At 49.8% G+C, this 21,018-nt stretch carries 19 protein-coding genes; 7 read left to right on the forward strand and 12 right to left on the reverse strand.

The annotated features are described in order from the left end of the window. Positions 1-591: 591 nt before the first annotated feature. From ACKTSF_RS09260 to ACKTSF_RS09280, 5 genes are all read right to left on the reverse strand, one after another. Entirely contained in the window at positions 592-1,761 is a 1,170-nt protein-coding gene (locus ACKTSF_RS09260) for an ROK family protein (protein WP_407888759.1), read from the reverse strand. Positions 1,762-2,116: 355 nt separating this feature from the next. Beyond that, the gene (locus ACKTSF_RS09265) at positions 2,117-3,670 is read right to left on the reverse strand and encodes a glycoside hydrolase family 43 protein (RefSeq protein ID WP_407888761.1); all 1,554 of its coding nucleotides are present in this window, start codon (positions 3,668-3,670) and stop codon (positions 2,117-2,119) included. Positions 3,671-3,684: 14 nt separating this feature from the next. Beyond that, positions 3,685-5,103, reverse strand: a complete 1,419-nt coding sequence (locus tag ACKTSF_RS09270; RefSeq protein ID WP_407888762.1) for a glycoside-pentoside-hexuronide (GPH):cation symporter — start codon at positions 5,101-5,103, stop codon at positions 3,685-3,687. Between the two features lie 519 nt (positions 5,104-5,622). Beyond that, the gene (locus ACKTSF_RS09275) at positions 5,623-6,168 is read right to left on the reverse strand and encodes a phosphoribosyltransferase family protein (RefSeq protein ID WP_407888764.1); all 546 of its coding nucleotides are present in this window, start codon (positions 6,166-6,168) and stop codon (positions 5,623-5,625) included. Then, positions 6,169-7,245 (reverse strand): NCS2 family permease, encoded by a 1,077-nt coding sequence (locus ACKTSF_RS09280; protein ID WP_407888766.1) that lies wholly within the window; start codon positions 7,243-7,245, stop codon positions 6,169-6,171. Between the two features lie 284 nt (positions 7,246-7,529). On the opposite strand from ACKTSF_RS09280, the gene ACKTSF_RS09285 reads away from it, so the two are divergent. Beyond that, positions 7,530-7,949, forward strand: a complete 420-nt coding sequence (locus ACKTSF_RS09285) for a MerR family transcriptional regulator (RefSeq protein ID WP_407888768.1) — start codon at positions 7,530-7,532, stop codon at positions 7,947-7,949. A 187-nt stretch (positions 7,950-8,136) separates the two neighbouring features. On the opposite strand, the gene ACKTSF_RS09290 is transcribed toward ACKTSF_RS09285, so the two are convergent. The 3 genes from ACKTSF_RS09290 to ACKTSF_RS09300 all read right to left on the reverse strand — a co-directional run bounded on the left by ACKTSF_RS09290 (position 8,137) and on the right by ACKTSF_RS09300 (position 10,071). After that, on the reverse strand, positions 8,137-9,324 hold the full coding sequence (locus ACKTSF_RS09290; RefSeq protein ID WP_407888770.1) for an NADH-dependent flavin oxidoreductase: 1,188 nt from the start codon (positions 9,322-9,324) through the stop codon (positions 8,137-8,139). Next, positions 9,314-9,622, reverse strand: coding sequence for a hypothetical protein (locus ACKTSF_RS09295; RefSeq protein WP_407888772.1), 309 nt, complete (start codon positions 9,620-9,622; stop codon positions 9,314-9,316). The genes ACKTSF_RS09290 and ACKTSF_RS09295 overlap by 11 nt, the downstream gene beginning before the upstream one ends. Before the next feature lie 77 nt (positions 9,623-9,699). Continuing rightward, positions 9,700-10,071: a winged helix-turn-helix transcriptional regulator gene (locus ACKTSF_RS09300; protein WP_407888774.1), complete on the reverse strand. Its 372-nt coding sequence runs from the start codon at positions 10,069-10,071 to the stop codon at positions 9,700-9,702. 300 nt (positions 10,072-10,371) lie between these two features. Here ACKTSF_RS09300 and ACKTSF_RS09305 point away from each other — a divergent pair, with 300 nt between their 5' ends. Continuing rightward, the gene (locus tag ACKTSF_RS09305) at positions 10,372-11,376 is read left to right on the forward strand and encodes a carboxylesterase family protein (protein WP_407888776.1); all 1,005 of its coding nucleotides are present in this window, start codon (positions 10,372-10,374) and stop codon (positions 11,374-11,376) included. 141 nt (positions 11,377-11,517) lie between these two features. Then, on the forward strand, positions 11,518-12,606 hold the full coding sequence (locus ACKTSF_RS09310; protein ID WP_407888778.1) for a S66 family peptidase: 1,089 nt from the start codon (positions 11,518-11,520) through the stop codon (positions 12,604-12,606). 153 nt (positions 12,607-12,759) lie between these two features. On the opposite strand, the gene ACKTSF_RS09315 is transcribed toward ACKTSF_RS09310, so the two are convergent. Beyond that, positions 12,760-13,737, reverse strand: coding sequence for a cation diffusion facilitator family transporter (locus ACKTSF_RS09315; RefSeq protein WP_407888780.1), 978 nt, complete (start codon positions 13,735-13,737; stop codon positions 12,760-12,762). Positions 13,738-14,088: 351 nt separating this feature from the next. Between ACKTSF_RS09315 and ACKTSF_RS09320 the strand changes: the two genes are divergently transcribed. From ACKTSF_RS09320 to ACKTSF_RS09330, 3 genes are all read left to right on the forward strand, one after another. Beyond that, a complete protein-coding gene (locus tag ACKTSF_RS09320) occupies positions 14,089-15,261 on the forward strand; it encodes an iron-containing alcohol dehydrogenase (protein WP_407888782.1) in 1,173 nt (390 codons plus the stop codon). A 135-nt stretch (positions 15,262-15,396) separates the two neighbouring features. Next, the gene (locus ACKTSF_RS09325; protein WP_407888784.1) at positions 15,397-16,062 is read left to right on the forward strand and encodes an HAD family hydrolase; all 666 of its coding nucleotides are present in this window, start codon (positions 15,397-15,399) and stop codon (positions 16,060-16,062) included. A 463-nt stretch (positions 16,063-16,525) separates the two neighbouring features. After that, the gene (locus ACKTSF_RS09330) at positions 16,526-17,932 is read left to right on the forward strand and encodes a DHA2 family efflux MFS transporter permease subunit (protein WP_407888786.1); all 1,407 of its coding nucleotides are present in this window, start codon (positions 16,526-16,528) and stop codon (positions 17,930-17,932) included. Positions 17,933-18,001: 69 nt separating this feature from the next. On the opposite strand, the gene ACKTSF_RS09335 is transcribed toward ACKTSF_RS09330, so the two are convergent. Continuing rightward, the gene (locus tag ACKTSF_RS09335) at positions 18,002-18,628 is read right to left on the reverse strand and encodes a GyrI-like domain-containing protein (RefSeq protein WP_407888788.1); all 627 of its coding nucleotides are present in this window, start codon (positions 18,626-18,628) and stop codon (positions 18,002-18,004) included. 58 nt (positions 18,629-18,686) lie between these two features. Further along, the gene (locus ACKTSF_RS09340) at positions 18,687-19,157 is read right to left on the reverse strand and encodes a GyrI-like domain-containing protein (protein WP_407888790.1); all 471 of its coding nucleotides are present in this window, start codon (positions 19,155-19,157) and stop codon (positions 18,687-18,689) included. A gap of 83 nt (positions 19,158-19,240) precedes the next feature. On the opposite strand from ACKTSF_RS09340, the gene ACKTSF_RS09345 reads away from it, so the two are divergent. Continuing rightward, positions 19,241-20,203 carry a helix-turn-helix transcriptional regulator gene (locus ACKTSF_RS09345; protein ID WP_407888792.1) on the forward strand — a complete coding sequence of 321 codons (963 nt, stop codon included), beginning with the start codon at positions 19,241-19,243 and terminating at the stop codon, positions 20,201-20,203. On the opposite strand, the gene ACKTSF_RS09350 is transcribed toward ACKTSF_RS09345, so the two are convergent. Further along, entirely contained in the window at positions 20,192-20,965 is a 774-nt protein-coding gene (locus ACKTSF_RS09350) for an SDR family NAD(P)-dependent oxidoreductase (RefSeq protein WP_407888794.1), read from the reverse strand. The two genes, ACKTSF_RS09345 and ACKTSF_RS09350, sit on opposite strands and share 12 nt — an antisense overlap. Between the last annotated feature and the right edge of the window lie 53 nt (positions 20,966-21,018).

The following is a 21,018-nucleotide window of genomic DNA, read 5'->3' on the forward strand; positions in this document are numbered from 1 at the left end:
ATCAAAAGGAGATCAGCACAACCACCCGATCTCCCCTGTACCCGCAAATTCAAATAGCCAAACTGAAGGTTGAAAGTTCCAAAACATTCATTATGACTGTTGCACCAATGATATTGGGCCTGAAATTAGGTAACATTGTCCAACCATCGCCTTACCGGCCGGCAGATATAGTTGATCTGCGGCAACGTGGCTTATGCCTATAGAAATGTTATTGTTTTATGCTTAAACCCTAACAACCACCTGGAATTCAGTGGTTGAAATGGACATGTACAATCTGAGCCGGAGGCGGTCAAGGATGGAGCTAGCCGTGTCGACGATGTTAGACCGGGCGGTTTTTCCCGGCCTTACATCGTGGGACGACCTGGGAGATGCCTGAACTTGGCGGCTTTCAGGCGAGCTGGAAGCCCGTTCTTTGGCTGAAGGCGGTCCCCACAGCAAGCGGAATCCCTGGCCGCCGGAGTGCGACTGTTTTCATTAATTTAGCCGTGCTAATTCTTACTGTCGCAGGAGTAATGCAAACATTTTGGTTTCCAACCTTTAGTAGCCAAGCATGTGACAATTAACGACCCTCGAACACACCTACTAGGCTATTTAATTATCCGTATAGTCCCAAAAATGCAGCTTCATTCCGGTCAATCCTAACACGGTATGGCTGGTCAATGCTGCACCACCCAGCAGAGTAGCCAACTGGATATTCGGAATTAATTTCACCGGAATGTCATACCCCGATAACCGTCGGAAATAGTTGCGAACCTGTGGAATGGCGCTAGGAATCTGATGCAGCAACGGTGAATTCAGGTAGAACACGTCAGGATCGAGCATTCCCACCACGTTGTTCAAGATTCCAGCAATTCCGTTCGCAAACTGCGACAGCACCGTGATGACCTCGGCGTTATGGTCAGCATATAGTTTAGAAATTTCATCCAAAGACATGTCCGCTTTGCCCAGCAAATCACTGATCTGGTGAATCACGGCGTACTCGGAGTAAACATCCTGATACGTCACCTGACTGCGACTATTGTTGATGGAAAATGCTGGCATGACGATGTTGTGGCCGAGATTGCCGACCCGTCCCTGGGATCCCCGATAGAGCTTATTCTCCAGAATAAAGCCCGCCGCGATTCCCTGATGGATACTCAACGTCACCGTGTTCTCCAGCCCCAGTTCTTCCACAAAGTCACGAGAATAGATGGCGGATAGGTTGGCCTCATTTTCCAACAAAATCGGTACGCCATATTTCGCGAAATAGGTCTTGAGGTCCAAATCGCCAAGATCCAGGAAGGACTCCTGAACTTGCGTACCATCGGTTATCCCGTGGATGGCAAAACAGATGCCCACCAGGCCACGAGTCGTCCCAGGAATCGCCGTGAAGTGGCCAATCAGCTCATCCAAAGTCGTCGCTAAGTTCGTAATTGCCGTGGTCGTGACTTGCTGGAATTGGAGGGTCTCGCCATCCAGATAACAGGCCAATGCCCGAATCACCTGAGAATCCAGCTCAACCGTTACTGTATACCCATAGTGCCGATTGATCTCAATCAGGGTGGGCTTTCGACCGCCATTTGAGGACGCTGACCCAGAACCAATCTCGGAGACGACCCCCCGATCCTGCATTTCACTACACAGCAACGAAACGGTCGCCTTATTCAGTCCCAGATCGCGGGCAATCGCCGACCGCGACGTTGCGCGATGATTAAAAATGTACGCAACAATTCTTTGGTAATTATAATCATGTGAATTACTCCGACTCGCTGATTCCGCCACAACGTCCACTCCCGACTATTTCTTTTCACAAATTTCACGTGTGTACCAAAAGTTTAACACACTCTGCGAATAGCACTAAACGATTCTTTCTTTTCATTTGGTAACGCATCACATCCGCAACAGGTACCGTCCCCAAGAACGCCACTCACTAGCAGTCCCAATGGCGAAAAATGAGCCTGGGACAAAACCCCAGGCCCTTTTTCGCTCTCCTAAACTATATTGCTGAAACGTGGGCCAGAAGGCAGCTAGCTCCGCTTAAAACTGATAGCGGAACAATCCAAACCCGGGATTATTCCGCTATCAGCCTTAATGCTCGCCAGCTAACCGCCTTTTGTCCCACTCTTTCTCCCCGCGCCTACCGCGTCACGTCGTACGTGAAGTCGGTAAACGTTGCTTGGGTACTGTTACGTTTGTACATATCAATGACGTCTAAACCAATGAAGTTCCCCGTGTAACCACCGGACAGGAAGCTGACATCCATGGCACCCAATGAGGTCTGCTTGACCCCATCGTTGACGATGAACTCGGCCTGCGATTCATTGATCTGAATGCTGAAGTTATAAGTTCCTTCACCACTGACCGGAATCTTGGCAATCTGCTCAAACTCCCCAGCAATTGCGCGGTGGAGAATGACACACGGCTTATCGTTTTCATCTAGGGTGACCATCAATAGGACATAATTATCCAGATCAAGGTATAGTGTCATCCCTGCCATTTGCAGGTAACTTTCAGGCTTGTACTGCATCTGAACGGCGGCCCGACAGTAGAAGTCCACTTGCCGCGTGGCAATCAGGTGTTGGTCAAACGCCGACTGGGGCGACTGGCCACCGGCGATCGTCAACCCTTGCTTGCTTGGCTGTAACCAAGTCTTGTTTGGGAACTGCCGCAAAGTGTTCCAGTATTCCGTATTCAGGTGGTCGCCAGTCAGGCGATCGCTAAAGCTGTGACTCTGAATCGGCGTACTATCCACGCCAACAGGTGCTGGTGCTTCCAGGCTAGGATGATTGCCACCACTCGCTAGTCTCAACCATCCATCATCGGTCCAAACGACCTTCTGAATGGCAGTTTCACGCCCCAAAACGGGATCGTCCCCCTTGAGCGGACGAGTACACAGGTGCGCCATGTACCACTCGTGGTTTGGTGTTTCAGCGATACTGGCATGCCCGGCACACTGCAATGGCAAGATCGGATCGTTAGCTGACGTCAACATCGGATTCTGTGGATCAACCTCGTAGGGTCCCCAAACGTTCCGACTCCGGGCCACCGTTTCTTGATGCCCAGCTTCCGTCCCACCTTCGGCACACAACAGATAATAATACCCATCATGCTTATAGATCTGTGGGGCTTCGGTCTTGCGAGCAGCGGTTCCCTTAAAGATCACACGCGGTTTGCCTTGAAGTTCCAAGGTGTCAGTGTCAATCTTTTGCGCCACGATCCCTGCAGATTTGTTGTGCGTCGACAGCCGGTAATCCCAAATCTCATTCAGGAAGTAGGCTTGACCATCGTCATCGAAGAAGATCGATGGATCGAAGCCAGAACTGTTGATGTAAACGGGTTCGCTCCACGGGCCGTGGATGTCATCGGCCGTGACAATGTAGTTGTCAGCATCCTTATAGGGCACCTTGGTGGCGTTCACGTTGGTATAAACAATGTAGTATTTGCCGTTGTGGTAACTGGCGAACGGCCCCCAGATAGAGCAACCGGTCGGGTTACCTTGCAAATTAATGTTGTTATCCGGTTGGAGCACCGACGTTTCGTAGGTCCAGTTGACCAGGTTATCCGAGGAGTAGACCCGGATACCAGGCAACCACTCGAAAGTCGAGACCACAATGTAGTATTTATCTTTGACACGAAAGAGTACGGGATCGGGATTGAACCCGGTCAGGACGGGATTTTGAATATTTCTCATATGGCAACTAGCTCCTATTTTTCTTCGTTGGCAGCGGCTTCTTCGGCTAATTCCTTAGCGTTTCGTTCCTTCAATTCAGCAGAAATCCGCTTGTAGGTTTCCTTATCTAAATTGTAGAACTTCATGGAGAAGATAGCGATGAAGTAAATGACAATAGGCACAATTGTCGTGGCGATAACGATCCCGTGCAGGGCACCAGCAGATTGATGCTGCGTCGTTGCCACGTAACCAGTAGCGGAAAGAACCAGGCCAGGAATCATCCCACCTAAGGCGTTCCCACATTTGAACACGAATCCGATAATGGCGTAAATGACACCACCCATTCGTTTGTTCGTCTTGTATTCACCATATTCAACAGTTTCTGGAATCAAGGCCCACATGTAAGCGGAAATCATCCCGTTACCCACAGAAGCGATCCCACGAGAAATGAAGATCCAAACGATCCATTCTGGCTTAGCGAAGAACAGACCAATCATCCCAATAATATCGGCAGCCACGGAAACAATAATCAATTGGAACTTGGTCATATGGTTGGCTAACCAAGGAATGGCTGGAATGAAGGCCAAGGCTGGTAAGGTCCCAGCTAAGGAGTACCACTTAACCAAGTCGGCACGACCAACGTAGTAAGTGACGTAGTAGATCCCAGTGGAACTAACGATGGACTTAACCCCGTAAATAACAAAGAAGAAGATGCATAAGACGACTAAGGGACGGTTATGTAATAATTGTTCGAAGACATCTTTCACTTGAATCTTCGTATGTGAAGCTGGTACCTTGACCCGTTCGTTAGTGGAGAAGAAACAGCCCCAGAGTAACAGGCCACCCATGACACCCATGATCACCATGGTCAGTTGCCAACCTTTGGCAGCACCCATACTCTTCGTAAAGAGATCGGCTAAGAATGGCACGAAGAACGCCACGATCACTTGACCAACGTTGGCCAAGAAGGTCCGGTACGTTGTTAAACTAACAGATTCCTGTTGGTCGTTAGTCATAGCGGACGTGAGGCTCCCATAAGGAACGTTGACGAACGTGTAGCAAACGGACAACAGAATGTAAGTGACGTAGGCGTAAGCTAACTTACCCACACCGCCGAAACTTGGTACCGTAAAACAGAGAACAGCTAAGATGGCAAATGGAATCGCACCATATAGCAGGAATGGCCGGTACTTCCCCCAGCGGGTATTCGACTTATCAACGAAGAATCCAATGATCGGATCACTAAACGCATCGATGAACCGGACCACCAAGAATAGTAATGAAGCGGCACCAGCAGACAATCCAAAGACATCGGTATAAAAGAAGAGTAAGTAACTCGACAAACTTGCATAAATTAAATTACAGGCAAAATCACCAAGCCCGAATCCAACCTTTTCACCCACACCAATCTGACCAATTGGCCTGATGGTACGTTTTGGTTGCGCATTTTCCATGAATGAGGCATCTCCTTCGACTATAAATTTAAAATATTAAACTAACCACCTCGAAGTATATCAGGAAGCGATTTCAATTCAAGAGGTCGAAGGCGGTGCATCTTACGATTTCAATTAGTTGTATTTGTTATGAAAGCGCTTTTCAAAAGATGTTGTCATGTGATTTACGGTCTTATCTATTTTGTGAAAAATATTTTATGAAAGTTTTTAAAATCGTGATTTCAAATGTTGATTTAAGAAAATAAACTAATCGGGGGATATGAACGATTTGCTAACTGTTATGGCCGACAATCGGTGTAGTGGCGCAGTTTGTCGCAATAACCCGGTGCCTCTAGTAAATGAAAGCAACTAACTTATCGGGTGAATACGCAGCTTATACAACCGCCATGACGACGGTAATTCTACAAGTTTCGCCGTCAAACGCGCTTACATCAACAACAACGACCGGTGTCCAGCCAATTTTCTTGGCACCGGTCGTTGTTTGTTATCGGGTTTGTTTAATTTTTATATCAAAACGTGTTACCGCGGAAACAGGGGTAATTCCGCCAAAAATTCAATATCCGATCGGTCAACTGCATCACCCTCAGCCAGGATCGCCAACTGTCCCACGACCATCGCCCCCGCCTTCTCAATCAAAGCTTGGGCCGCCGCGAGTGAGCCACCACTGCTAATGACATCATCGACAATCACGACTTTCTTGGCAACTAGCTTGTCCGCATCGGTTCCATCAAGCACCAACTGCTGCGGCGCACTGGTCGTGATGGCCGCCACGGGCACAGTCAGCGGCGCGACCATGTAGTCCTTCACACTCTTCCGCAACACCACGAACTGTGGATGATTCGTGATGCGACTCAGCTCCTGCGCCAGCGGAATGCCCTTGCTCTCCAATGTGACGAAATAGTCGAAGTCAGCCGGTACACGTTGTGCCAGAGCTTGGGCCGCGTAATCCGTCAATTCAGCATCACCAAGCAACACAAAGGACGCAATCGATGTCGTTTCACTGATCGGCATGATCGGTAGACGACGAGTTAACGGCCCAATCTTAATCTCAAAAGTTTTCAACACTTAGACCCCCAGTCCCACGAGTGGCAAACAGAATTTCAGAATCGCGCCCGCCAACAGCCCAGCGAAGGGATCAGCCACCGCCGTGATCACCAACGTAATCGCCGCGATGGTCGCCGTAGGTCCTTGCAGCGCCACACCGGCATTGACCGGAAAGATGACGACCGTACCCAGAATGAACAGGAAGCCAGCAATCGAGGCGCTCGGCACATACTTACCCAGCTTGGGTAACCACCCTACCGCCAGGATTGCCGCCATAATCAGCATCATCATGATGCCAGCGACGACCGGTTCGGGTGCGCTGGCCGTCGCCGAGATAATGGCTTCGACCGGGGCCCCACCTAATAGGCTAGTACCCATGTCGGCGATTGATTGCGTGATCGTCAGTAAGTTTAAATCAACCGGGTTGGGCTTCTGACCAGTCATCTGGCCGGTAATCAAGCCGTAAGAAATGTTCGCCCCGATGTTCAAACACGCCAGGCTCAACGCGCCACGAACCACACGCACATTAATCGTCGGCTTGGTAAATACAAAGCGCCGCGCCGTCACGTGTTCTGGCAACTCCGCGCGATAATGCTGGACAAAGACCGCCGCGAGGCTGGAACCGACCACTGAAATAACGATGGTCCACACTAAATCCTTTGTGATCAGGTAGGTCACTGCGGCCAACGCTACAGATAGCCACCCAGTCAGCTGTTCAGTCTTCGCCATCCCCAGGGCAATCTTGGCCAGCATGATCCCCACACCGGCCATCATTCCCGCCATGATACCGTTACCGAGGACATCGACAATCTTGGTGAGTGTTCCCGTAACCCCAATCAACAGCATCACGATGGACCCACCCAAAATTATCGAAGTCCGTTCACGTAAATCACGGCCTAGCTTGCCAGTTAAGGCCAGTGACTCTGCCTGAAACGATAACGGTGCGACGGAACTAAAGGCTCCGTTGACCGCTGAAGCAAAAATAAAAGAAAACATCGTTGGAAAAATTGCAAAACCGAGCGACATCGCCATAATCCCTTGCGGAATGCCGTTTAACACTACCCCGATGGCCGCTAACAAATCGGCTACCCAGTGCATAATCATTTCCTCCCCACTAGAAACGGTTTATTCGTATTTCTTCACCATCATACGGTATATGCCAATTTAAGTCCATCTTTATTTTACATTTTCCGAATAATAAATATAAAAATCGTTATTAAATTCGGATATAGTTAGACGTGCCGACTACTCTACGATCGATCGGTCACGCCCCACAACCACCCCAGAGACCAAAATGCTTGCGATTGTCGTCGCTTTCCCGTATGATAATGAACAATTACTTCGAGTTACTCGAAGGTGAATCTCGTCGGGAGGAAACCAAAATGTCTTATACCATTCACGAAGTCGCCGAAAAAATGGGAATTTCCACTTATAGTATCCGTTACTACCATGAACATGGCATGTTGCCATTTGTCCAGCGTGATGAGAATAACAACCGGGTCTTTGAGGATAGTGACCTCGAATGGCTCAACATCATCGTTTGTCTGCGGGCGACGGGCATGTCAGTCGAACGGATCAAGCACTATCTTGATCTCGCACAAGACGGCGATGATACCGTCCCAGAACGCTACGAGATGATGAAGGAACAGCAGGTGCGGACGTTACAGGAGATCCAAGATCTACAACAACATCTCGCAACCATTAACTTTAAAGTCGACCACTATGCCACTTTGATGGAGAGTCATGAATCCGATAGTTTTATCCCTTCAGATTTACAGCCTAAAGCGGCAGTTAACCACTAACTAAAGTTTGACTATTTAAGGCCCGGCCACTTATGCCGGGCTTTTTTGGCGCCCACCAAACCAGAAGGGCGATAACTAACAGCTAGGCTCCAGTGGGCTTTGAGTGCACGTGTCCGTGTAATTAAGTTTTGAAACAGCAAAACGGCCGGGATAGCTATCCCGACCGTTTTATTCATGCTCATGCAGTTTACATCTTCTTTTCAAAACCTTCCATCGGCGCTGCTTGATTCTGATAATCAGCGGCTACTTCAGGGTCCGTGGTAAAGTGCATGACTGAGTAAAAGGCGCCCTTTAGGTAATCTTGCATGGCTCGTGGAATCTTTAACTCGTCCATCTCTGAAGGTGAAAGCTGATACCGAATGCTGGCTTCATCACCGTCAGCTACCTTCTCCACCCACTGTGGTTCGCGAATCATTTCACGCCCCATAGCGACTAACTCAGCACCCATTCCAAGTACGGCTTCAGCATCGGCTGGCTTTTCAACGGAGCCAATCCCAATCAGTGGCTTACGCCCAGCCAGTTGGGTGACTAACTTGGTCATAATCGGTTCGTGATCCGTCTTGTCATTCAACGAAGTCCGTTGCGCTGAGCCCATTGAAGTATGCACGTAATCCACCACCGAATCTCCCAGCATATCCACAAAGGCTAGCGTATCCGCCAAGCGAATCCCGGGTGTCTCGATTTCTTCCGGTGAAATCCGATAGCCAAATAGGAATGGCCGGTCGGCATACTTCTCAATAGCCGCATGAACACTGGCGATGACGGCCTTGGCAAAGGCCATTCGCTCATTGCGGTCACCCCCCCACTGGTCGGTGCGCCGGTTAGAATTAGGAGAGAAGAACTGTTGTAACAAATACGTATTGGCCCCATGGAGCTCAACACCGTCAAACCCAGCGGCAATCGCCCGGCGCGTAGCATCACCAAATGCCGTAATAATATCCGTGATTTCGTCAGCCGTCAATTCATGGGGCGTCTGTGAATCTGCCGGAAATGTAGCTTTAACTGCACTGGCACTGACGGGCTGATTCCCGCGCAGAATTTTGTCATTGGACTTACGCCCAGCGTGGAAAATTTGCAGTACCGCTTTAGTCCCATTCCGCTTCATCGCGTGCGCCAATTCGCTTAGTCCCGCAATATCACCGTCATCAGCAATTGAAAGTTCCCCTTCAAACCCCTTTCCACTGTCAATCACGTTGGCAACCTCGCCAATAATCATGCCGAGTCCCCCAGAGCGAGCACCATAGAAGGCAATCTCGTCATTCGTGACGTGACCGTCATAAAAACTAGACATCGTGGTCGTTGGTGACATCACCATTCGATTCTTAAGGGTCAACCCATTTTCAAACGAATAGGGCGCCATAAATTTATAAGTCATTAGAATTTCCACCTTTCTGAGTTGCGTGACAAGTTTGAATTGCGTTCAAAATGGGCCGGAGCGTTTCCCCCGCGGCGGTCAACGACCAGCACCATTGTTTCATGTGAAACATCACGAGTTGGTGGCGCTGGAGCCGGAATAATCCGAACCAATAGTGCCAGCGGTACCGAACTGATGTCTGCTTCAAGAGCCTCCCAGTAGACTGAGATTGATCCGCCAAAGCCAGTAATAACTGCCACTGAATGGGACTAGTCACCATCGCCCGCGTCGCTTCTAGGCCGCGAATTGTGGGTTCCATAGAACCACCTCCTCAACATTACCTAGCATAACGGCTCGTGGCGTATAAAAAAAGAAGGCACTTTGAAGTACCTTCCCTTAATTTTGAAGTAGCTTGGTAAATCCACCATGATCGTACTTAATTTCCGTATCAGGAAGCTGGCTCGCACGTTGCTCACCCCACAACGACATCTGTACCAAGATCTGGCCCAGTGAATGCCCCAAATCAGTCAACTCATAAACGACCTTAAATGGTGCGCGTTCGCCATACACGTGCCGGAGGATGATCCCATCCGCTGCCAGTTCTCGCAATTGTTGCGTCAGAACTTTCTGCGAAATGGCCGGTAATTTTTGACGGAGATCGCACGTCCGTTGGGGCCGATTGCCTAAATGGCAAAGAATTTGTGGCTTCCACTTACCGCTAATCACACCCAATGTGGCTTCAACCCCATTATTATACGTCTTTTTCACGTGATGACCTCCCAGACTTTCTCTCCATTCTACCGCTTAAGCGTCCATTTAGGGAGTAGGCACCTTTTGGTAACCATGGATTCTGTCATTTTCTCAGGTAGCATTTATCCCAATCCACTGTTCTGATCATTAGTTAGCGCGTAAACTAGCACCATCAATTAAAGGAGGCCAATTCTGATTCGCAAAAATGCCTTCAACTTTGAAGGTGCTTTTGTTCTACTTTTAACCTAAGCTTGCTATACTCAACTTTGGATAGTTATGAATCATTTAATCTATATTTTAGGAGGCCTATCCCATGCCATGCATCATTTCAAAAAAATTGCGCTCTGTGTTGCCGCACTAGCCTTAACTGGTGCCCTTGTCGCCTGCGGAAAATCCACTTCTAAAAGCACGACGAGTTCTTCCTCATCTTCGAGCACCAGTTCCAGCACGATTACCAAGACGGATACGAACGACGCCACGACAGATCCGTCCCTGAAGACCGTATTGAAGCAGGTCGAATCCAAGTACGTGCAACGAACCTACACCGATGCCAAAACGGGGGTTAAGCTGGCTTATAACCTTTACGTCCCCAGCAATTACACGAAGAACAAATCTTACCCCATGGTCAGCTTCATTCATGACGATAGCATTGTAGGTAAAAGCACGAAATCCGCGCTAACACAAGGCTACGGTGGTGTCATCTGGGCGACCAAGGCTGAACAGGCCAAACACGCCAGCTTCGTCTTGGTGCCATCCTTTAAGAAATCAACGGTCTCCGGAGGGATGGGTCAATCAGGTTCCAGTGTGGTTAAGGCGCAGGTTAACACCTACTTGGACCTCCTAAAGTCACTACAAAAGCAATATAACATTGATAGTAAGCGACTCTATGCGACTGGTCAGTCCATGGGGTGCATGACGATGTTATACCTGAATGCCCATCACCCGAACCTATTTGCGGCTAGTCTCTACGTTTCTGGCCAATGGGATGTCAGTCAACTCAAGGCGTTGCGGAAACAGAAATTCTTCTACATTGTCGCCGGTGGGGACTCCCAAGCAACTGCGGGTCAGGATAGCCTCATCAGTAGCTTCAAGAAGAATAGCATCAGCTACACCGATGCCACTTGGAATGCCACCTGGAGTGCTAAGCAGCTCAACACCGCAGCTAACAAAGCCATCTCCCAGAATAAAGCCCGCAACTTTGTGACCTGGAAGAAGGGATCCGTACTCGTTGGGTCCAGTCAATCAATGGAGCACATGGCTTCGTTTGATCACGGCTATACGGTTCCCGCTGTGCGTGATTGGTTGTTTAATCAATCTAAATAATTAGTCTAACGCGACAGCTAAAATAAGTTAAAACCTAAAATGAGGCCGGGAAATTCATCCCCGCCTCATTTTGAATAGTCTGGTCTACAACTGGTGAAAAAGGTATAATAAAAGTCAATTTATTCCTTAGGAGGCGCGCTAATGTTCAAACCTTATCCACTAAAAGTCGGTGATCATGTCGCTATTGTCAGTCTTTCCAGTGGCGTATTAGGCGAAAAGTTTGCAGCTCATGAGCTCGCCCGCGGTTGCCAACGTTTGCATGAACTTGGTCTTACGCCCGTAACCATGCCCAACGCGCTCAAGGGGCTGGACTATCTTGACGCCCACCCGGAAGCCCGCGCCGCTGACCTAAAGGCTGCCTTCATGGATCCAGAGATCAAAGGGATCATCTGTGCGATTGGTGGTATTGATACCTACCGTTTAGCCCCTTACTTGCTCGATGATCCACAATTTACGGCTGCCGTCCAGAGTCATCCGAAAATATTTACCGGATTTTCTGATACCACTGTTGACCACTTAGTCTTGTATCAACTGGGTCTCACAACTTATTATGGCCCTAACCTGTTGAACGACTTAGCCGAGCTGGGCCCAGAGCTGTTGCCTTATACGCACCAGACCTTGTCCCACTATTTCCAGAACCCCACGACAACTGCCATCCCCAGCAGCCCCGTGTGGTACGAAGAACGTACCGACTTTTCGCCAGCCGCCTTGGATACCCCACGACGCAGTCATCCCGAAACCCGGGGCTACGAGGTGCTACGGGGAAACGGTCGTGTCACAGGGCGACTCCTAGGCGGTTGCCTCGATAGTCTGAACAGTCTCTTGACGGATACCCGCTACCCCGACGAGCCTGAGATCGCTCGCCACTATGGCTTGTTACCAGGGCCAGCTAGCTGGCACGATAAAATTCTCTTTCTGGAAACCAGCGAGGAACAGCCAACACCAGCCGCCTATCAAACCATGCTCCAAAATCTCAAGTGTGCCGGTATTCTCGGTAATGTTCGTGCGATCATTACGGGTAAGCCCCAAAACGAACGCTACTATACTGACTACTGTCAGGCATTGCTCACAGTGACGCGCGATCTCAACATTCCCATCATGACCAATTTTAATTTTGGTCACGCCTACCCACGTACTGCATTACCGTACGGCTTGCTTGCCGAACTTAATTTTGATGCGCAAACGCTCACGGTGACTGAGCCCTTCTTTGCTGGGGAAGCCACGAGTTAGTCTGCCGGCAATTCAGCTTTATTAATCAATAACTGATAATTACGCTATTTAATGATCAGTTATTACAATTGATCATCCATTTTTAAGATTGCATTCTACCATTTACGCAAGCATCTAAAAGGCACCCAGCTCATCATCGCCGAGTGCCTTCTTCTATATCGCCGGTACCGCCATCACGTCGGTATCCACAATTCCAAACTGTAAACGCATGGCCGCCTCAATCTCTTCACCCAAACGGTAACTCTCCTGGACCTCCATGTGCGGATCGACCGCAATCACCAGTTCCAGTGTCACCACGTTTCCGTTGTAGTGGGCCTTCAATTCCGTGACCCGTTCAACTTCCGGAAAATCTTCCGCCGCTTGACGAAACTGGTCTTCCACTTGGGGATCAAAGTAATCGGCCAAGTTCAGACTACTCTCGCGGAAAATTCTGATACCCGTCGCGAGAAGGAAAAAGCCCACTAAGATACTAGCCACGCCGTCTAACCAACTCAGCTTGAAGAATAGCGCGCCACCAATAGCCACCATTGTGCCCAGACTGGTGACGGCATCGCTCAGACTATCCTGAGCAGCAGCCGTTAACGCGGCGTTCTGGAGCTTCCGTCCTTCACGCCGATTCAGCCACCAGACACCAAGCATGATGACCGTCGCAATCCCGGCACCGACCAACGTAATTGCCCGGGGAATCTCCTGCGTGTTCGTATGCATGAGGCTCTTGATCCCGGAAAAGATCACGCTGGCGGCAATGACGATCATCACGAGTCCCGTAATCAGGGTGAAGACCGTCTCGTAGTGAAACCGCGTCAGCTGCAAGCGCTGGCCACTGTTATCGAAATCCTCCGGTAATGGTTGGCCCATCAAATCGTCGTCGTGAATATCGCGGGCAATGTAGAGGCCCACCATTAACAGGACGGACGCAATAATTCCGGATAAATTATTGAACGCATCTGCCCGCAACGTCTGTGAATGCCCAACAATAGCGAGATAGAATTCAATCACCGAGATCGCCAAGTAAGCCCCCACGTTCACCACCAAATGACGCTGCGCACCCTTTAACTTCGCCAGCTTGGTTTGTTGCCGAGCCTGCCACACGGCCTGCTCACTTCGACGGTGCGCATCCATATCCTTCATACCTATGCCTTCTCACTTGCTAAGATACTTTCATTATACCCATTCTATGAAAAAAACGCGTACCCAGCGAATTTTTTTGCCAAATATCCCCTTAGTTGACAGTTGTTTTCGTGTTGACTAGTCAACTTGTTAGCTTTTTCATTATCGTAAAACCGACTGGTAAATCGATAACTTTAGTTTTATAAAGCATTCGATAAATGCCTATCCATCAGCATTTCACCCGGTTGCACACGCCTTAACGAACACAAAATGAACGAAACCTATTGCAAACTGTAATCACCTAAGTTATAATTACTTTGTGAAATTGGTACTAAGGATTTTCAAAACTTCTGAAAGAGGGAAAATTGAATTATGGCTGAACGTAGTTATGACTTTCTTATGCCCAGTGTCAACTTTTTTGGCCCTGGCGTAATTAGCAAGATTGGTGAACGTGCAAAGATGTTAGGGATGAAGAAGCCCGTCATCGTGACTGGGAAGATTCTCGAAAGCATGGACAATGGTGCCGTTCAACAAACCATTGCTTCTCTTGAAGCGGCTGGTGTGGACTACGTTATTTACGATAACGTTGAACCCAACCCAAAGATCCGGAATATCAAAGAAGTTAAGAAACTTTATGAAGAAGCTGAAGCCGATTCCATCATCACCATTGGTGGGGGCTCCGCTCACGATACTGGTAAGGGTGCTGGTGACATTTTGACCAACGGCGACGACATTACCAAGTTAGCCGGGATCGAAACGCTCGACCACGCCTTACCACCATTGATTGCCGTAAACACGACTGCCGGGACCGGTTCCGAATTAACCCGTCACGCCGTTATCACGAATGAAGAAACCCACTTGAAGTTCGTTGTCGTTTCATGGCGGAATATTCCGTTGGTTTCCTTCAACGACCCTACTTTGATGCTCGATATTCCTAAGAACCTGACGGCCGCAACTGGGATGGACGCCTTCGTCCAAGCCATCGAACCTTACGTGTCCGTTGACCACAACCCAATCACCGACTCACAATGTATCGAAGCCATCAAGTTAATTGAAGGCTCCTTACGTGAAGCCGTTGCGAACGGCCACAACTTGGATGCCCGGACCAAAATGGTCGAAGCTGAAATGTTAGCCGGGATGGCCTTCAACAACGCCAACTTAGGTTACGTTCACGCCATGGCGCACCAACTTGGTGGCCAATACGATGCCCCACATGGTGTCTGCTGTGCATTGCTCCTGCCTTACGTGGAACAGTACAACATCATCGCTTGCCCAGAACGTTTCGCCCAATTGGCTGAAATCATGGGTGAAGACACCACTGGATTGTCTACACGTGACGCAGCTGAATTGTCCATCAAGGCTATGAAGCAAATGTCACAAGACGTTGGTATCCCAACTTCCATCAAGGAAATCGGTGCTAAGCCAGAAGACTTCGAACTGATGGCTGAAAATGCCTTGAAGGACGGAAACGCCTTCTCTAACCCTCGTAAGGGAACTAAGGAAGACATCATCAAGATCTTCCAAGCCGCTTACGACGCTGAATAAAGTGTCATCCTAAGTGTTTCAGAAGCCGCCACTTCTGAGGCCCACCTGTTTAAGTAATTCAGTTAACTGGAAAAGCCACCTTGCGGGGTGGCTTTTTTCATTCCATACTAGGGAAAATAAAAAGGAAGTCTTCTCATGACTGATAAATATCTCACATTTGACTGCTACGGCACGCTCCTCAATGAAACAAACACCTATGACGCGGTGACGCAAGCAGCAACTGAGTTTGGTGTTGATGCGCAGTTAGCCCGTCAACGGTTCATCGCCTATCAGGACGACCGCAACAATATGCACCCGTACCTCGATTACGACCTGCTCACACGTAATAACTTAATTCACTTAGACTACCAGTTTGGTCTTCGCCATCAGTTCGAACGGTACTTTCCGGAAGTACTCATAGCTCACCGTAGCCTTAAGCCCTTTCCCGAAGTGATTGCCACTCTGAAAACGCTGAAGCAACGCGGTTACCACCTGATTATGATGTCTAACTCCAGCTGGGATATCATTCCTGCCAATGCCGCTGCACTAGAAGTGCCCCTTGATATTTGGACTGCCGAGGACGTTCACGCTTACAAGCCCGATCATACCTTCTTTAATGCGGTGGCTGACCACTACGGCCTGACGTCAGCGAACCACTGGCACATCGCTCAAGGCTATCTGAGTGACATTGTCCCCGCTGATCAACTGAACTGGCCATCCATTTGGATCAATCGAGATAGTGAGGCTCCCGCAACTGCTGCTCGTCCCACGCATGAGGTCACTACGTTGGATCAGATTTTACAGTGGTTAACTGAAGGTTGAAAATTCTCAAATACTCATTATGACTGTTGTTACAACGATACTGGCCCCAGAATTAGGCAACGTTGTCCAACCATCGCCTTACCGGCCGGCAGATATGGGACGACCTGAGAGACGCCTGAACTTGGGGGCTTTCAGGCGAGCTGAAAGCCCGTCCTTTGGCTGGAGGCGTTCCCCAGCAAGCGGAATCCCTGACCGCCGGAGTGCGACCATTAGCACTAATTTAGCGGTGATACTTCATACGGTCACAAGAGTAGGCCAACCATTTTGGCTTTCAACCTTCAGGTAGTTAAAATAAGCCTTTGAATTTTTGGGAAAGCTTGCGGTATACTAGACAGTAATTACATTCGGGTAAAGCCGTACCACTAAATTAATAATACTTGTATATCCCGCGACGGAACCTGCGTTACCAAGGAAAAGTATGATGTTGCTCGTACTTTACTCGGTGATGGAGGTTCTTCTTCATATGTCAGAAAACAGCGATTCTGCAACAAAATATGCCGTATTTGGCACGGCTGGCTTGGCTTTCTGTGGCGTCCTCGTCGAAACATCCATGAACGTCACATTCCCCACCCTCATGCACCAATTCAATGTTTCCCTCAACGCTGTTCAGTGGGTCACTACGGTCTACTTGCTTGCGGTTGCAGCGACGATGGTCGTCACTGCCTTTATTCAAAGTCGCTTTCGCCTCCGTACCATCATTGGTGTTGGCGGGTCAGCCTTTGTCTTAGGCGGCGTGCTCTGCGCCTTGGCACCGTCCCTGACTATCCTTTTGCTTGGCCGGATCATTCAGGCCATTGGGACGGGATTCGCCATGCCACTGGTCTTTGCTCTGATCATGCGGCAGGTGCCATTTGCGAAACAGGGCCGCTACACCGGGACGGCAGGCATGCTAATTGCCTTGGCCCCCTCATTGGGCCCGACCTATGGTGGCCTCATGACGCAGCTATTGAGCTGGCGGCTAGTATTCTGGTTGACCCTACCAATCGGGATAATCTCGTGGTGGGTTGCGGCTCGTCATCTGAAACAAACTTGGAAAACCGAACGCCAGTCATTTCCGTGGGGCCAATTTATCCTGATTGTCGCGGCCTTAGGACTCATGACACTGGCCTTTAACACTATCGGTAGTGCAGGCTTCACATCGCCCAGATTCTACGGCCTCTTTCTCGTAGCGTGCGTCGTTCTGGCAGGCTTCATTGGCGTGGCCAGTCGCAGTGACCAGCCACTCATCCAGCTCACTATCTTCAAACATGGCACGTTTAGCCGCGCACTGCTTCTCTACTTTTTAATTCAGTTTGTGCAAATTGGCTTGACCTTCTTACTCCCAAACTTTACCCAACTGGTACTGGGGAAAAATGCGATGGTTTCCGGTCTGATGTTGCTGGCTGGTAGTCTAACCTCTGCTGTCCTATCCCCGATTGCTGGAATAGTCATGGACCGGCGCGGTGCCACCGCTCCATTACGCATTGGGGCCAGCTTTCTCCTATTTACTATGATTCTGTTTGCGGCCCTGGCAACTCGGCTATCAATTCCATTAATCATCGGGCTGTTTGTCCTCTTCCAGATCGGCTTTAGCTTCATGTTTAATAACCTCCTGACCTTTGGCCTGCAACAACTGCCCCGACCCAATATCGGTGATGGAAATGCCGCCTTCAATACTTTGCAACAATACTCCGGGTCACTCGGCACTGCCATCATGGCGGCACTGCTGGCCTTCGGCGGGAAGCTTCAACCAGCGGCCACAACCGTGGTTCAGACGCAACTCGGTACACAGATTGCATTGGGTCTGAGTCTAGTCGTCATGCTCGTGGTTTGGGGACTCGCATTTACTTTAAAAAATCAGCGTAATTTAACCAGTCAAAAAGGCCTGTAAAATCCATTCGGTTTTACAGGCCTTTTCTGGTTTACAGGACTCTCCCGTCGTTACACCTTCATTTCTTTTCTACGCCGGGGCAACCCGGTACCGCAGCACCGTCTTGGCCTTCTCTGGGGCCGTCCGGCGCGTGTCAGTCAAGTAGATTTCGCGATGCCAGTACTCGCCCATCGTCGGGATGACCTTAAGTGTTTGGTCGGTCACCACCTGTTGTAACTGCGCAAAGGTTACCGGTTCATCATCAAACGGCCCGTGATGGATAGTCTGGAGGACTTGACCCTCCTCGTACGTCTCCCACTGTAGCGCCGTAAACCACGGGTTCTGCTTCTTCGCTTGAACCCGTGCCAAACTCGCCTGAAAATCGGCCGCAGTCAGTCGATCCGGTTGTCGAAGCATGATTTTATAACGCAATGCGGCCTTATTCAGGCCAGCTCCCCGTGATCCGTCGTCGGTGGTCCAGACACCCTCCAATGGATAAACAGTATATTCGTAAGGCGCTCCCAGATCACCGCGTTTCAAGGCCATGCGTAGATCGTAGGCCACGGGATAGAGCGCACCGATCTGCTCGCTGAACTGTGGTTGATTGGGATCACCAGTCCCGGCCAGCGTGATAAAATTCAGCTTGGGTAACGTCAATAATGTCGGTTTCTTGGGAAGATACCAGTCTTTTTCAGCCTTTCGCCATTCATGTTTCACGTGAAACAACCTCCTTCGCCAAAAAGAGCGGGACGGTAGCCGCCTCGCTCACAATCGCTTATTTTTCAACTAATGGGACGAGCATCTCGCCGTGGACGCCGTCAATATCGGTCCCGGTCACGTAAGATGTATTGGGCCCACCCACGTAGGCGTAATCGGTCAGTTGCGGCAGAATTTCACCGAAGGCTGGCCCTTCCAGAGAATTGTACAAGCTCATCTGGTCAGCCGCAGTCCCTTTGATCACCAAGTACTTCCCCGCTGGAAATGCAATCAGCCGTTGGCCATCAGCGACCGGCGTATCAGCCACAACCTCACGGCCAGCGTAGTAGCAAAATTGACCATTAACGGCTTCATTGACCGCAAAAGGATAGTCGTTCACGCCCGTCAGACTGTCTAGGGTGCGGTCGGCATTGATTTTCTGCCAGAAAGCCGTCTTCTGTTGCCCCATTTCGGGAAAACCTCCCGTGAGGACCGTTCCAATACCTAATACCGTGAATGCTGACTTCGTTTCAATCGTGTAATCTGCCATGTTGTTGTGGCCTCCTTAAGATGATAGACTCAGTATACGGTCTAATAGTTTCAAAAACTGACACTGTTAGGAGAAAAAATAGCATGCATAAAACTGATCGTATTAACACGATGATGCGTTACATCAATAATCGCCAATACTTTACAATTCGCGAACTGATGACCCACTTTAGCGTCTCGCGCAGTACCGTCATTCGTGACCTCAATACCATCCAAGAATTGGGGATGCCACTGACGGCGAGCGTCGGGCGGGACGGGGGTTACGCGGTTTTACAGAACCAGTTACTTCCAGCCGTTCAGTTCAACAGTGAAGAACTCAAGGCCCTTTTTGTCAGCTTTCTTGCGACTCTCAATACGCAGCTACCCTACCTACAGAACCGCAATACCCTAACCGAAAAGCTAGTCGCCATTGCCTCACAGTCCCAACAGGATGACCTGCTCACACTACAGGAACTGCTGGTCTTTGACCATACCAATCCCCGCAATCCCAAGCTGACCGAGCTTACCGACTACGCCCCCGCTCAGCTGAAGCCTCTCCTGAATGCCTGCCTGACCACCCGACAACTCGTGCTGACCACCGCGACTGGGGCCCAGACCGTCTGGATTCGCCACGTCTTCAGTCGCCAGGCCAACTGGTACGTGGACGCCTGGAACCTGACTAGCCACCACTTCGTCCAGCTTGCCATCGACCAACTGACCGCAGTGGCTCCCGTCACTCAAGAGAAGGTCCTCCAGCCTGCGGCAATTGCGACTGCCATCAAACGGGCCCAGCCACAGCCTAACGTGAAATTAACGCTGAACGCCGACGCTATTCAACAGTGGCACAACCATCCCCATCCAACTGCGGTACTCCAATATCAGGACGCCTTTCAACAGACGGCGATTCTGGAATGTGTGTTGGACCCGACCAACCAGCAACAGCTCATTGATTTTAGCCGGTGGTACCTATACTTAGGCGCCGGCGCTCGCATTATCCAAGCCCCGACGCCGCTAATCACTCTTTTAAAACAAACTGCTCAGCACTTACTCACGCAATTACCGCAGTAGGTACCCGCCATCGACAGGAACCATAACCCCGGTCACGTAGTCTGAAGCATGGCTGGCCAAGAAGATCATGGGACCCATCAAGTCAGCGGGAACACCCCAGTTGCCACTCGGAATATGCGCCGCAATTTCTGGCCCACGAACGGGGTCTTCCTGCAGTGCCTTCGTCATGTCGGTACTAATATAGCCAGGTGCTAACCCGTTCACTTGAACATTATCCTTGGCTAGGGCATCGGCATACGCCCGCGTCAAACCTAGGACGGCATGCTTACTGGCGGTGTACGGAAAGATATATTTTCCGGCCCGGTAAGAGAGCATGGAGCCAATGTTGATGATCTTGCCGTGCTTCTGCTTAGTCAGGACCTTGGCAACGGCGTGCGCCAGGTAGTAAGTGGCGTTCAAGTTAATATCGATGACCTTTTGCCAGTCCTCGTCCTTATAATCCAGCACGTCATTTCTAATGATGACCCCGGCATTGTTGACCAGAATATCAAGGTGACCAAATTCCTTGAGCGTGGCCGTCACGATCTTGTCAGCGGCGCCTGGTGCGGTAACATCCTGTTGGCAGAATGCCACTTGCTGGCCATTTTTTTCAACGACCTGCCGAATCTCGTCCCACCCGTTTTGCGTGCGACTCACGACCATCACGTCGGCCCCGTACAGGGACAGTGCCGTGGTGTAGAATTTACCGAGTCCACGGGAACCACCAGTAACAATGGCGACCTGACCCTTTAATGAAAAACTATCACGATTAAAATCTGACATGCCATTCACTCCTTAGTAATACGCTTACATTTTTAATTTTATCACCGTTTCAT

The sequence above is a fragment of the Levilactobacillus muriae genome, assembly GCF_045862015.1.
GTDB classification, from domain to species: domain Bacteria; phylum Bacillota; class Bacilli; order Lactobacillales; family Lactobacillaceae; genus Levilactobacillus; species Levilactobacillus muriae.

Excerpts from the sequence above, each read along its gene's own strand:
- ACKTSF_RS09265 (WP_407888761.1), bottom strand. The coding sequence starts at position 3,670 with ATGAGAAATATTCAAAATCCCGTCCTGACCGGGTTCAATCCCGATCCC.
- ACKTSF_RS09270 (WP_407888762.1), bottom strand. The coding sequence starts at position 5,103 with ATGGAAAATGCGCAACCAAAACGTACCATCAGGCCAATTGGTCAGATT.
- ACKTSF_RS09280 (WP_407888766.1), bottom strand. The coding sequence starts at position 7,245 with ATGCACTGGGTAGCCGATTTGTTAGCGGCCATCGGGGTAGTGTTAAAC.
- ACKTSF_RS09285 (WP_407888768.1), top strand. The coding sequence starts at position 7,530 with ATGTCTTATACCATTCACGAAGTCGCCGAAAAAATGGGAATTTCCACT.
- ACKTSF_RS09290 (WP_407888770.1), bottom strand. The coding sequence starts at position 9,324 with ATGACTTATAAATTTATGGCGCCCTATTCGTTTGAAAATGGGTTGACC.
- ACKTSF_RS09295 (WP_407888772.1), bottom strand. The coding sequence starts at position 9,622 with ATGGAACCCACAATTCGCGGCCTAGAAGCGACGCGGGCGATGGTGACT.
- ACKTSF_RS09305 (WP_407888776.1), top strand. The coding sequence starts at position 10,372 with ATGCATCATTTCAAAAAAATTGCGCTCTGTGTTGCCGCACTAGCCTTA.
- ACKTSF_RS09310 (WP_407888778.1), top strand. The coding sequence starts at position 11,518 with ATGTTCAAACCTTATCCACTAAAAGTCGGTGATCATGTCGCTATTGTC.
- ACKTSF_RS09315 (WP_407888780.1), bottom strand. The coding sequence starts at position 13,737 with ATGAAGGATATGGATGCGCACCGTCGAAGTGAGCAGGCCGTGTGGCAG.
- ACKTSF_RS09320 (WP_407888782.1), top strand. The coding sequence starts at position 14,089 with ATGGCTGAACGTAGTTATGACTTTCTTATGCCCAGTGTCAACTTTTTT.
- ACKTSF_RS09325 (WP_407888784.1), top strand. The coding sequence starts at position 15,397 with ATGACTGATAAATATCTCACATTTGACTGCTACGGCACGCTCCTCAAT.
- ACKTSF_RS09330 (WP_407888786.1), top strand. The coding sequence starts at position 16,526 with ATGTCAGAAAACAGCGATTCTGCAACAAAATATGCCGTATTTGGCACG.
- ACKTSF_RS09340 (WP_407888790.1), bottom strand. The coding sequence starts at position 19,157 with ATGGCAGATTACACGATTGAAACGAAGTCAGCATTCACGGTATTAGGT.
- ACKTSF_RS09345 (WP_407888792.1), top strand. The coding sequence starts at position 19,241 with ATGCATAAAACTGATCGTATTAACACGATGATGCGTTACATCAATAAT.
- ACKTSF_RS09350 (WP_407888794.1), bottom strand. The coding sequence starts at position 20,965 with ATGTCAGATTTTAATCGTGATAGTTTTTCATTAAAGGGTCAGGTCGCC.